This is a genomic window from Martelella sp., assembly GCF_984369615.1.
The window spans coordinates 1-10766 of record NZ_CFHTCS010000133.1 but is presented as its reverse complement, the minus strand read 5'-3'; the positions used below and the strand labels follow the sequence as shown (position 1 = coordinate 10766).

The 10766-nt window shown below is 62.8% G+C and carries 15 protein-coding genes; 11 read left to right on the top strand and 4 right to left on the bottom strand.

Going from position 1 to position 10766, the window contains the following annotated elements:
• The 11 genes from AC5DC2_RS12175 to rplQ form a co-directional block, all read left to right on the top strand.
• On the top strand, positions 1 to 162 hold a 162-nt coding region (locus AC5DC2_RS12175; RefSeq protein ID WP_491698655.1), incomplete at its 5' end, for a 50S ribosomal protein L6.
• A 12-nt stretch (positions 163 to 174) separates the two neighbouring features.
• Positions 175 to 537, top strand: coding sequence for a 50S ribosomal protein L18 (rplR, locus tag AC5DC2_RS12170; protein WP_024708093.1), 363 nt, complete (start codon positions 175 to 177; stop codon positions 535 to 537).
• Between the two features lie 174 nt (positions 538 to 711).
• Complete coding sequence (gene rpsE, locus AC5DC2_RS12165) at positions 712 to 1281, top strand: 30S ribosomal protein S5 (protein WP_024708092.1); 570 nt, start codon at positions 712 to 714, stop codon at positions 1279 to 1281.
• A gap of 11 nt (positions 1282 to 1292) precedes the next feature.
• Positions 1293 to 1493 carry a 50S ribosomal protein L30 gene (rpmD, locus tag AC5DC2_RS12160; protein ID WP_024708091.1) on the top strand — a complete coding sequence of 67 codons (201 nt, stop codon included), beginning with the start codon at positions 1293 to 1295 and terminating at the stop codon, positions 1491 to 1493.
• Positions 1494 to 1507: 14 nt separating this feature from the next.
• On the top strand, positions 1508 to 1984 hold the full coding sequence (gene rplO, locus AC5DC2_RS12155) for a 50S ribosomal protein L15 (protein ID WP_024708090.1): 477 nt from the start codon (positions 1508 to 1510) through the stop codon (positions 1982 to 1984).
• Positions 1985 to 2205: 221 nt separating this feature from the next.
• Complete coding sequence (gene secY, locus AC5DC2_RS12150) at positions 2206 to 3543, top strand: preprotein translocase subunit SecY (RefSeq protein WP_024708089.1); 1338 nt, start codon at positions 2206 to 2208, stop codon at positions 3541 to 3543.
• Positions 3540 to 4190, top strand: coding sequence for an adenylate kinase (locus AC5DC2_RS12145; RefSeq protein ID WP_024708088.1), 651 nt, complete (start codon positions 3540 to 3542; stop codon positions 4188 to 4190). Before secY ends, AC5DC2_RS12145 begins: the two co-directional genes overlap by 4 nt.
• A gap of 309 nt (positions 4191 to 4499) precedes the next feature.
• Positions 4500 to 4868 (top strand): 30S ribosomal protein S13, encoded by a 369-nt coding sequence (rpsM, locus tag AC5DC2_RS12140; protein WP_024708087.1) that lies wholly within the window; start codon positions 4500 to 4502, stop codon positions 4866 to 4868.
• Positions 4869 to 5006: 138 nt separating this feature from the next.
• Complete coding sequence (gene rpsK, locus AC5DC2_RS12135; RefSeq protein ID WP_018065590.1) at positions 5007 to 5396, top strand: 30S ribosomal protein S11; 390 nt, start codon at positions 5007 to 5009, stop codon at positions 5394 to 5396.
• A gap of 98 nt (positions 5397 to 5494) precedes the next feature.
• Positions 5495 to 6505 carry a DNA-directed RNA polymerase subunit alpha gene (locus AC5DC2_RS12130; RefSeq protein ID WP_024708086.1) on the top strand — a complete coding sequence of 337 codons (1011 nt, stop codon included), beginning with the start codon at positions 5495 to 5497 and terminating at the stop codon, positions 6503 to 6505.
• A gap of 45 nt (positions 6506 to 6550) precedes the next feature.
• Positions 6551 to 6973 carry a 50S ribosomal protein L17 gene (rplQ, locus tag AC5DC2_RS12125; protein ID WP_200337382.1) on the top strand — a complete coding sequence of 141 codons (423 nt, stop codon included), beginning with the start codon at positions 6551 to 6553 and terminating at the stop codon, positions 6971 to 6973.
• Between the two features lie 229 nt (positions 6974 to 7202).
• On the opposite strand, the gene AC5DC2_RS12120 is transcribed toward rplQ, so the two are convergent.
• The 4 genes from AC5DC2_RS12120 to AC5DC2_RS12105 form a co-directional block, all read right to left on the bottom strand.
• Complete coding sequence (locus tag AC5DC2_RS12120) at positions 7203 to 8396, bottom strand: lytic murein transglycosylase (RefSeq protein WP_024708084.1); 1194 nt, start codon at positions 8394 to 8396, stop codon at positions 7203 to 7205.
• A 121-nt stretch (positions 8397 to 8517) separates the two neighbouring features.
• On the bottom strand, positions 8518 to 9174 hold the full coding sequence (locus AC5DC2_RS12115; protein ID WP_152534521.1) for a class I SAM-dependent methyltransferase: 657 nt from the start codon (positions 9172 to 9174) through the stop codon (positions 8518 to 8520).
• 1 nt (position 9175) lies between these two features.
• Positions 9176 to 10420: a BtaA family protein gene (locus tag AC5DC2_RS12110; RefSeq protein ID WP_491698654.1), complete on the bottom strand. Its 1245-nt coding sequence runs from the start codon at positions 10418 to 10420 to the stop codon at positions 9176 to 9178.
• 108 nt (positions 10421 to 10528) lie between these two features.
• On the bottom strand, positions 10529 to 10766 hold a 238-nt coding region (locus AC5DC2_RS12105; protein ID WP_491698653.1), incomplete at its 5' end, for a hypothetical protein.

Below are 10766 nucleotides of genomic sequence, written 5' to 3'. Positions count from 1 at the left end.
TGCCCGAAGCCGACGGAAATCACCGTCACCGGCATCGACAAGCAGGTCGTCGGCCAGGTCGCTGCGAACATTCGCGAATATCGCGGTCCCGAGCCCTACAAGGGCAAGGGCGTGAAATACGCGGAAGAGCGCATCGTCCGCAAGGAAGGCAAGAAGAAGTAAGGAACACGCGTTATGGCTAGCAGGAAAGAAACCATTGCACGCCGCGCCAGCCGCGTGCGCCGCCAGGTCAAGAAAGTGGCAAACGGCCGTCCGCGTCTGTCGGTTTACCGTTCGTCCAAGAACATCTACGCCCAGATCATCGACGATACGGCCGGCCGCACGCTGGCTGCCGCCTCGACGCTCGACGCTTCGCTCAAGTCTTCGCTGAAGACCGGCGCGGACCGCGAGGCCGCCGAAGCCGTCGGCAAGCTCGTCGCCGAGCGCGCCACCAAGGCGGGCGTCAAGGAAGTCGTGTTCGATCGCGGCGCCTTCATCTTTCACGGTCGCATCAAGGCTCTGGCCGACGGCGCCCGCGAAGGTGGCCTGAGCTTCTGATGAAGCTTCGAGCGCCCTTCATCGAAAGGGCGCTCCTGACATCCGGCCAAGGCGATACTGTTTCTTCGGAACTCAAGTCGCCTTCGGTCACACACCGGCCGCCCCTCGCCAGAAATGGCAGAAGCGGCTTTCACATTTGCCGATTGCACCCGGAAAAGAAAAAGGAACAGGACAATGGCACAGGACAGACGGGGATCGCGCGACGATCGCCATAACAGGGATGAGCGCGACAGCGAATTCGTTGACAAGCTCGTTGCCATCAACCGCGTGGCCAAGACCGTCAAGGGCGGCCGCCGCATGGGTTTTGCTGCACTCGTCGTCGTTGGTGACGGCAAGGGCCGCGTCGGCTTCGGCCACGGCAAGGCGCGCGAAGTGCCGGAAGCCATCCGCAAGGCGACCGAGGCCGCCAAGCGCGAGATGATCTTCGTGCCGCTGCGCGACGGTCGTACGCTGCATCACGACGTCAAGGGCCGCCACGGCGCCGGCAAGGTTCTGCTGCGCACCGCCAAGGCCGGTACCGGCATCATCGCCGGCGGTCCGATGCGCGCCGTTTTCGAAACGCTGGGCGTTGCCGATGTGGTTGCCAAGTCGACCGGTTCGTCCAACCCCTACAACATGGTCCGCGCCACCTTTGATGCCCTGAAGAGCCAGGTGCATCCGAAGGACATCGCAGCGCAGCGCGGCCTCAAATACGCCACGCTCCAGGCTCGCCGCCAGGCCGCCGGCGCTGTTGTCGACGAGTAAGAGAGGCGAACATGGCCAAGGCTAGCACCAAGAAGACTGTCACCGTTGAGCAGATCGGCAGCCCGATCCGCCGTCCCGCCGTCCAGCGCCAGACGCTGATCGGCCTCGGCCTCAACAAGATGCATCGCGTCCGCACCCTGGAAGATACGCCTGCTGTGCGCGGCATGATCAACAAGGTGTCCCATCTCGTGCGCGTCGTCGACGAGAAGTGAGACGGGAGAAGATTATGAAACTCAACGAAATCAAGGACCGCGAAGGCGCAACACACGCCAAGAAGCGCGTCGGCCGCGGCATCGGCTCGGGCACCGGCAAGACCGGCGGCCGCGGCGTCAAGGGCCAGAAGTCGCGTTCGGGCGTTGCCATCAACGGTTTCGAAGGCGGCCAGATGCCCATCTATCGCCGTCTGCCGAAGCGCGGCTTCACCAACATCTTCGCCAAGGACTTCGTCGAGGTCTCGCTCGGCCGCCTGCAGGCCGCCGTCGATGCCAAGAAGCTGGACGCGAAGACCACGGTGACCGCCGAAGTGCTGAAGGAAGCCGGTGTGATTCGCCGCGTGAAGGACGGTGTTCGCATCCTGTCCGACGGCGAACTGAAGGCGAAGCTCACGCTTGAGGTCGCCGGTGCCTCGAAGCCGGCGATCGAGAAGATCGAGAAGGCCGGCGGTTCGATAACCGTGCTGGCCGGCGCGAAGAACGCCGAGTAAAAGCGCTGAATTGAAAAATGATCGCCCGGAGTGCTTCACACCGGGCGTTTTTTCTTCCATATGTGCCTCGACCACCGGCCGGCCCCGATCGTTCGTGTCCTGCGGGTGGTTTATCGCGAATGCCGGTGAGCGCCCGTGAAGGGCTGCATCTCGGCTGAGGCGATCTGGCACTTAATCGCACCGGGCGCCTGTCGCGGCCGTGCGGCGACGCGGAGATACGCATGGCTTCTGCAGCGGAACAACTTGCATCCAATCTCAATTTCTCGACCTTCGCGAAGGCGACGGACCTGAAGAAGCGCATCTGGTTTACGCTTCTCGCGCTCCTCGTCTACCGGCTCGGCACGCATATTCCGCTTCCCGGCATCAATCTCGATGCCTATGCGCAGGCCTTTCAGGGCCAGTCCGAAGGTATTCTGGGCATGTTCAACATGTTCTCGGGCGGCGCGGTCCAACGCATGGCGATCTTCGCGCTCGGCATCATGCCCTATATTTCGGCCTCCATCATCGTGCAGCTTCTGACGGCCGTGGTGCCGTCGCTTGAAGCGCTGAAGAAGGAGGGTGAACAGGGCCGCAAGATCATCAACCAGTACACCCGCTACGGCACGGTGGTGCTCGCCACCGCCCAGGCCTACGGCATCGCCATCGGCCTGCAGTCGGGCAATAATCTGGTCACCGATCCGGGCTGGTTCTTCATCCTCTCGAGCGTCGTCACGCTGGTCGGCGGCACCATGTTCCTGATGTGGCTCGGCGAGCAGATCACCTCGCGCGGCATCGGCAACGGCATTTCGCTGATCATCTTCGCCGGCATCGTCGCCGGATTGCCGGCTGCCGTCGGCAATCTTCTTGAACTGTCGCGCGTCGGTTCGATCTCGGCCTTCGTCGCCGTCGGCATTCTGGTCGTCGTGGTCGCCATTTTCGCGCTGATCGTCTTCGTCGAGCGGGCGCAGCGTCGTCTGCTGATCCAGTATCCGAAGCGCCAGGTCGGCAACCGCATGTTCCAGGGCGATACGTCGCACCTGCCGCTGAAGCTCAACACGTCGGGTGTGATCCCGGCGATCTTTGCGTCTTCGCTGCTGCTTCTCCCGGCAACGCTTGCCGGCTTTTCCTCCAGCGAGCTGCCAGGCTGGGCGACGGCGACGATCGCGGCGCTCGGCCACGGCCAGGCGCTCTACATGGTCGCCTACGGCGCGCTGATTGCGTTCTTTGCGTTCTTCTACACCGCCATCGTCTTCAACCCGAAGGAGACGGCGGACAATCTGAAACGCCATGGCGGCTTCATTCCGGGCATCCGTCCGGGCGAGCGTACGGCCGAGTACATAGACTATGTTCTGACTCGCATTACGGTGGTCGGTGCGATCTATCTGGTGTTCGTGTGCATTCTGCCGGAGATCCTGGTGGCGCGCACGGGCGTCTCGCTGGCGCTGGGCGGCACGTCGCTGCTCATCATCGTCAGCGTCACGCTGGACACCGTATCGCAGATACAGGGACATCTGATCGCCCAGCAGTATGAGGGGCTGATCAAGAAATCGAAATTGCGGGGAGGAAAGAGGGGACGATGAGACTTATACTTCTGGGACCGCCCGGCGCCGGCAAGGGAACGCAGGCGCAGCGTATCGTGGCCAATCACGGCATTCCGCAGCTCTCGACGGGGGACATGCTGCGCGCCGCCGTGGCCGCGGAGACCGAAGTCGGCAAGAAGGCCAAGGCGGTCATGGATGCCGGCGGTCTTGTCTCGGATGATATCGTGATCGCCATCGTCTCGGAGCGAATCGACCAGGACGACTGCAAGGACGGCTTCATTCTGGACGGTTTCCCGCGCACGCTGGTGCAGGCGGATGCCACCGAGAAGATGCTGTCCGCCAAGGGCATCGAACTCGACGCAGTCATCGAGATCCAGGTTGATGACGAGACGCTGACGGAGCGAATCGCCGGGCGCTACAGCTGCGCCAATTGCGGCGCCGGCTATCATGACGAGTTCCACAAGCCGAAGGTGGAGGGCGTTTGCGACAAGTGCGGCTCGACCGAATTCAAGCGTCGACCGGACGACAACCGCGAGACGGTGGAGAAGCGCCTGAAGGCCTATTACAAGGAGACGGCGCCGCTGATCGGCTATTATTACGCCAAGGGCAAGCTGAGCTCCGTCGATGGCATGGCCGACATGGACACCGTAACCGCCAGCATCGAGAAGGTTCTGGCAAGCGCGTGATTCCCGCCACGGCTTCCGGCTGACGATCCGCGCCGGCCGGCAAACATGAATTCTGTGCGCCCGGAGGCTCTCACGGTCTTCGGGCGGCACAAAAGTGAAGGAAACGGTTGCATTGAAGCGCTGTTTCCGCTATGAGCGCTCCAACTCGCGACATGGGGCAGAACCGTCAAGGTCCTTTTTGATTTCGAACAGGACGGGTTTTGCCACGCAAAGATGTTGCGCAAGAGCTGTTTGAGGCGGGCTTCCCGTCGATAAGAAACCGGCAGTTTCCGCTAGCTGCCCAATAGACAATGCTTAAGGAGAATCGGCGTGGCTCGTATTGCTGGCGTCAACATCCCGACTGCCAAGCGCGTTGTAATCGCGCTGCAGTATATCCACGGGATCGGACCGAAATTCGCGCAGGACATCTGCACGGCAGCCAACATTCCGGCGGAACGCCGGGTGCATGAGCTGACGGATGCGGAAGTTCTGCAGATCCGTGAACAGATCGACCGCGACTACATGGTCGAAGGCGACCTGCGTCGCGAGAACTCGATGAACATCAAGCGCCTGATGGACCTTGGCTGCTACCGCGGCCTGCGTCACCGTCGTGGCCTTCCGGTTCACGGCCAGCGCACGCATACCAATGCCCGCACCCGCAAGGGTCCGGCAAAGGCGATTGCAGGCAAGAAGAAGTAATTCACGGAATAGGTTTATTCCGGAACAAGCCGGCGGTTTCACGCCGGCTTTCTGCGTAGATGATTGGGGCCTTGCAAAAGGTCCGGTCGGTGGAGCCGCTGGCGTTACGGCGGTGAAGAGATCAACGAAAGGGAAGTCATGGCCAAGGAAGCCACCCGCGTTCGCCGCCGCGAGCGCAAGAATATCTCGTCGGGCGTTGCCCACGTCAATTCGTCGTTCAACAACACGATGATCACCATCACGGATGCACAGGGTAACGCGATTGCCTGGTCGTCCGCTGGTGCCAAGGGCTTCAAGGGGTCGCGCAAGTCGACCCCCTTTGCCGCTCAGATCGCTGCCGAAGACTGCGCCAAGAAGGCTCAGGAGCACGGCATGAAGTCGCTGGAAGTCGAAGTCTGCGGTCCGGGGTCCGGTCGCGAATCGGCTTTGCGCGCGCTCCAGGCTGCCGGTTTCGTCATCACCTCGATCCGCGATGTGACGCCGATCCCGCACAATGGTTGCCGCCCGCGCAAGAAGCGTCGCGTTTAATCGTCTGTCATTTTGCTCCGGCGTTTCCGTGGTGAAGCGCTGGTTCTACGAAGCTCGGCCGTCACGATTGGATAGTGCGGCGAACGAAAGGTAGAAACATGATCCAGAAAAACTGGCAGGAACTGATCAAGCCCTCGAAGGTGGAGTTCACCTCCAGCGGGCCCAAGAAGGTGACGCTCGTCGCCGAGCCGCTGGAACGCGGATTCGGCCTGACGCTCGGCAACGCGCTGCGTCGCGTTCTGTTGTCGTCGCTGCGCGGCGCCGCCGTCACCGCCGTCCAGATCGACGGCGTGCTGCACGAATTCTCCTCGATCCCCGGCGTCCGCGAGGACGTGACGGATATCGTGCTGAACATCAAGGAAATCGCCATCCGCATGGAAGGCGATGAAGCCAAGCGCATGGTCGTGCGCAAGCAGGGGCCGGGCGTGGTGACTGCGGGCGACATCCAGACCGTCGGCGATATCGAGATCCTCAATCCGGGCCTCGTCATCTGCACCCTGGATGAAGCGGCTGAAATCCGCATGGAGTTCACGGTCAACAACGGCAAGGGCTATGTGCCGGCCGAGCGCAACCGCTCGGAAGACGCGCCGATTGGCCTGATCCCGGTTGACAGCCTCTATTCGCCGATCCGCAAGGTCTCCTACAAGGTCGAAAACACCCGTGAGGGCCAGGTTCTCGACTATGACAAGCTTCTGATGACGATCGAGACGGATGGTTCGGTCTCCGGTGAAGACGCGGTTGCCTTCGCGGCCCGCATTCTTCAGGACCAGCTTTCGGTCTTCGTCAACTTCGAGGAGCCGCAGAAGGATCAGGAAGAGGACGATGTCACCGAACTCGCCTTCAACCCGGCCCTTCTCAAGAAGGTCGACGAACTGGAGCTTTCGGTCCGTTCGGCCAACTGCCTGAAGAACGACAATATCGTCTATATCGGCGATCTCATCCAGAAGACCGAAGCCGAAATGCTGCGCACGCCGAATTTCGGTCGGAAGTCCCTGAACGAGATCAAGGAAGTGCTGGCCTCCATGGGCCTGCATCTGGGCATGGAAGTGCCGGCCTGGCCGCCGGAAAATATCGAGGACCTCGCCAAGCGGTACGAGGATCAGTACTAACCAGTCATACTGCGGGCAACTGCCTGCAAGTGAAGGAGAATAGCAATGCGCCATAAGAATGCAGGCCGCAAGCTGAACAGAACGGCAAGCCATCGCAAGGCGATGTTTGCAAACATGGCCGTCTCGCTCATCACTCATGAGCAGATCGTCACCACTCTGCCGAAGGCGAAGGAAATTCGCCCGATCGTCGAGAAGCTGATCACGCTCGGCAAGCGCGGCGATCTGCATGCCCGCCGTCAGGCGATCTCGCAGGTCAAGGATGTCGAGGCCGTCAAGAAGCTGTTCGACGTTCTCGCTCCGCGTTACAGCGAGCGCAACGGCGGCTACACCCGCATCATGAAGGCCGGCTTCCGCTACGGCGACAACGCCGCTCTTGCCGTCATCGAATTCGTTGACCGTGATGCCGACGCCAAGGGCGCTGCCGACAAGGCCCGCGCCGAAGCCGAAGCGGAAATGGAAGCCGCGTAAGACGCGTCTTTTTGTGAGCGATGAATTGAAAAGCCGGGGGTGCGAGCCTCCGGCTTTTTTGCTGGCGCGCACGCGCGTTCTCGGCGCGTGGCGGATTGAAATCCGGCGGCTCGGCGGCATGACGCGCCAGCCGGGGAGGGGATGCGTGATCCACGCGCGCCAACGATGACCGAATCAAAAAGGCCGCGGCGGGAAGACCCGCAGCGGCCTTTTCTGATCCCGGGCGAAACTACTGAAGCGCGCGCAGCAATTGCGGCGTGGGCCAGCCGTCGGCGGGCATGCCGAGCTGCATCTGGACCGAGCGGACCGCATCGCGGGTTCCGGCGCCGAGAATGCCGTCGATCTTGCCGACGTCAAAACCCTTGCGCGACAGGATGGTCTGCAGCTGTTTCATCTGGCTGTCGGAAAGGCCCGGATCGGGATTGCCCTTGTCATAGGCCGGGGCGCCTTCGAAGCGGGTCGCGAAATAGGCGACCGAGGTCGTGTAGATGAAGGACTGGTTCCATTCCAGATAGACGTTGAAGTTCGGATAGGCGAGGAAGGCCGGTCCCTTGCGGCCCTGCGGCATCAGGAGCGCCGTCGGCAGGTTGGCGAAGCGCGTGTTGCCGTCGCGCGGCTGGACGCCGAGCTTGAACCACTGGCCGGCGGTCAGGCCGCCGCCGAAGCCGGTCTTGTCCCAGGGCAGGTTTGCCGGCAGCGTCACTTCCTGGATCCATGGCTCGCCCGCGCGCCAGCCGAGGCTGCGGATGAAGTTGGCGGCCGTCAGCAGCGCGTCGGGCGCACTCTTCTTGACGCGGACATGCCCGTCGCCGTCGCCGTCGACGCCGTAGCGGATGATGTCTTCCGGCAGCATCTGCACCTGGCCGAGTTCGCCGGCCCACGCGCCGGTCTCCGTCGCCGGATCGAAGTCTCCGTGCTGGGTCATTTCGATCAACGCCAACAACTGCGGACGGAAAATTTCCGGACGGCGGCAGTCGTAGGAAAGGGTCACCAGCGCATCGCGTGTGTTGAAATTGCCCTGGACGGCGCCGAAGTCGGTTTCCATCGCCCAGAAGGCCGTCAGTACGCCGGCCGGAACGCCGAATTCGCGCCGGGCGCGATCGAAAGTCCCGGCATATTGCTGGATCTTCTGCTTGCCGATATTCAGGCGGGCCGAACTGCCGGTGCGCTGCGAGAATTCGAGGAAGGTCTGTTTGAAGACGCCCTGGGCGCGGTCCATCTTCAGAACGCTCTGGCTCACCGAGGCGCCGGAAAGCACGGCGTCGGCCGCGTTCGGCGAAAGCCCGCGCTGCACGGCTTCGGATTTCACGCCGGACAGAAAGCGCGAGAAATCGCCGCCGCATTGCTGGGCGGCGGCGGAACCGGCAAAGAGCGAAGTGAGACCGGCGGCCACCACAACCGCTCGGATGGTTCTGGAAATCATGGGCGTCTCCTCAAGTGAATCTCGGCCAGCCGTGGCCGGCGGGCGCGCAAATATGCCCCGCAAGCTATATCAGACCACCTAAGCTTTCATTAAGAAGGCGCTGAAGCAACCTGGCCGATGATCACGCGCGCGTGATCACGCCGTGCCAGGCATAGCCGCGGCCGATGGTCTCGAAGCGGAAAGCGGCGCCGCGCGCGGCGGCTTCTGCCTGAAGCACGCCGTGGAGCCTTGCGCGCGGGGTCACATGGAAGTGCCCGAGCCAGCGGTGAAGACCGGCGCGGAAAAGACGCGGCAGGCCCTCCTGCTGGCCGAAATCGACGACATGCAGCGAACCGCCGCTGTTGAGGGCATCGAGCGCGGCGGAGACGGCAAGCGGCCATTGCGGGATCATCGACAGCGCATAGGAGATGACGATGCGGTCGAAGCCCGCGACGCCGAAGCGCGCCGGCGAAAACCGGCAGGCGTCGGCGGCCAGGAACAGCGGTTGCGCCTTCCCGCCGGCAAAATTCGCGCGCGCGGAGATCAGCATCTCCTCGGAAATATCAAGACCGCAAAGGCGCGCGTCGGGATAGCGGGCGGCGATCTTCTTGAGATTGCGCCCCGTGCCGCAGGCCACTTCGAGCACCGTTCCGCCTTCGGGCACCGCAAGCCTGTCGATCATCCGGTCGCGGCCGAAGAGGTAGTATTTGCGGGTGAGATCGTAGATGTGCCGCTGATAGCGATACATCGCATCCATGGCTTCCGCCTGGTTGCCGGCGGTCTCGTGCGCGTCGGCCATGTCAGACCTTTTCATAGATGTGGAAGCCGCCATAGATGGCCGAACGGTCCATCATCCCGAGCTCGCGCGAGGTCGCCTCGAGATAGCGCCAGCCTGCAGCGGTCTCGTCCGCCAGGCGACCCTCGATGACCGAAGGTTCGGCGGCCGTGCGGAAGATGACGCGGGCGCCGTCGCGCGCGGTGCGTGTGATCTCGCGCCAGAGATCGTTGAGCTGGCCGTCATTCATCCAGTCCTGGGCATCGAGCAGAACATAGCGGTCGACGCTGGCCGCCGGCTTTTCCCGCAGCAGTTCGGTGAAGCTTGCGTGATGCACGCTCGCCCGGTCCGCATTGTCGCGGATCAGCGGGAAGGCTTCCTTCTGCAAATAGGTGGGCATCGGGCCTTCGCCATCGTTCGGATAGGCGCGGGCAAAGGCCTGCCAGGCGAAGTAATTATCCTTCAGCGAGAAATGGCAGGCGAGCTTTTCCAGCCTTTGGCAAAGCACCGAGGCCAGCGTTCCGTCGGTGCTGGCGCGGGCAAGCTCCTCGTACTGGCGCGGCGGAATGCCGAGACCGAACAGCGAGGACTTGCGCGACGTGGTCCAGCGAATGAGCGGCTTGTCGAACAGCGGCGCGATCTTTTCCTGGAAGAAACGGCGTTGCTCGCGCAGCGACTTCGCCTCCGTCAGTTCGGAAATCTTCACGCCGTGCAGCCGGGCGACGACATGGCCCGCGCCGATAAAGTTGCCGAGCAGGCCCGTGCGGTAGATATTGCGCTCGAACACGGTAATGCGCCGTCGGCCGAGGCTGTCTCGGCTTTCCCAGTATTTGCGGGTCTCGGCGTCGAGATGAGGCGCAATATGGGTGTCGTAGACCCGCACGCTGCCCTTCGCGCCATTGCCGAAGAGCCGCAGCACGGCCTCATGGTCCGGCAGCCGCGCAAAGGCGGTGAGCTTCAGCCGGTTGAGGGCGATGTGGTGGGTGTTGAGATCGACGACATCGATATGGTCCGGCGCACGCGTCAGGTAGGCCAGCACATTGCAGCCGCCGGAGCCGATGGTGACGACGCGATGTTCCGGTCCGAGCTCCATCGCCGCGATATCAACATCCGGATCCTCCCAGATCTGGGGGTAGACGAGGCCCGAGAACAAAAGGCCGAAGAAGCGTTCCGAAAACCCTTCCTTCGAAAAGGCCTTGTGCTGAAGAAGGGCCGCGTTCAGCCGGCTGGTCTTCTCGGTCTGGCGGAAATCCTGTTCGGCAGTGCTCATCGGCGGCTCCGTCGCTGACGGCGCGCGGACGCGCGCCTTGCCCCCGAACTAGACGGTTACTGCTAAGCTTTGATGACGGGCGGTCACAATCCACAGGCGAGCGTCGGCTCAGGCCGCATCCCTGCGAAAGCGGGCGGATACGCTTGGAAGTCCCGAACGCAGCAGCCTGGCTATCCGTTCCTGGCGCGAGCGGTCAAGCCGCCGGTTGACGCGGGCAAGAAGCGCGCGGGCGAAGACCCCGTAGACGAGAAGCGCAAGAAGGCTTGCCGCAAGGTGGGCGGCTGCGAAAAGCTCAAGCGTCGCACGTCCGGGCAGGCCTGAAGGCACGAAGAAGATCGCGGTTGCG

Bases quoted from the DNA above. Each gene is read 5' to 3' on its own strand.
- rplR (WP_024708093.1), top strand. From the start codon at position 175: ATGGCTAGCAGGAAAGAAACCATTGCACGCCGCGCCAGCCGCGTGCGC.
- rpsE (WP_024708092.1), top strand. From the start codon at position 712: ATGGCACAGGACAGACGGGGATCGCGCGACGATCGCCATAACAGGGAT.
- rpmD (WP_024708091.1), top strand. From the start codon at position 1,293: ATGGCCAAGGCTAGCACCAAGAAGACTGTCACCGTTGAGCAGATCGGC.
- rplO (WP_024708090.1), top strand. From the start codon at position 1,508: ATGAAACTCAACGAAATCAAGGACCGCGAAGGCGCAACACACGCCAAG.
- secY (WP_024708089.1), top strand. From the start codon at position 2,206: ATGGCTTCTGCAGCGGAACAACTTGCATCCAATCTCAATTTCTCGACC.
- AC5DC2_RS12145 (WP_024708088.1), top strand. From the start codon at position 3,540: ATGAGACTTATACTTCTGGGACCGCCCGGCGCCGGCAAGGGAACGCAG.
- rpsK (WP_018065590.1), top strand. From the start codon at position 5,007: ATGGCCAAGGAAGCCACCCGCGTTCGCCGCCGCGAGCGCAAGAATATC.
- AC5DC2_RS12130 (WP_024708086.1), top strand. From the start codon at position 5,495: ATGATCCAGAAAAACTGGCAGGAACTGATCAAGCCCTCGAAGGTGGAG.
- rplQ (WP_200337382.1), top strand. From the start codon at position 6,551: ATGCGCCATAAGAATGCAGGCCGCAAGCTGAACAGAACGGCAAGCCAT.
- AC5DC2_RS12120 (WP_024708084.1), bottom strand. From the start codon at position 8,396: ATGATTTCCAGAACCATCCGAGCGGTTGTGGTGGCCGCCGGTCTCACT.
- AC5DC2_RS12115 (WP_152534521.1), bottom strand. From the start codon at position 9,174: ATGGCCGACGCGCACGAGACCGCCGGCAACCAGGCGGAAGCCATGGAT.
- AC5DC2_RS12110 (WP_491698654.1), bottom strand. From the start codon at position 10,420: ATGAGCACTGCCGAACAGGATTTCCGCCAGACCGAGAAGACCAGCCGG.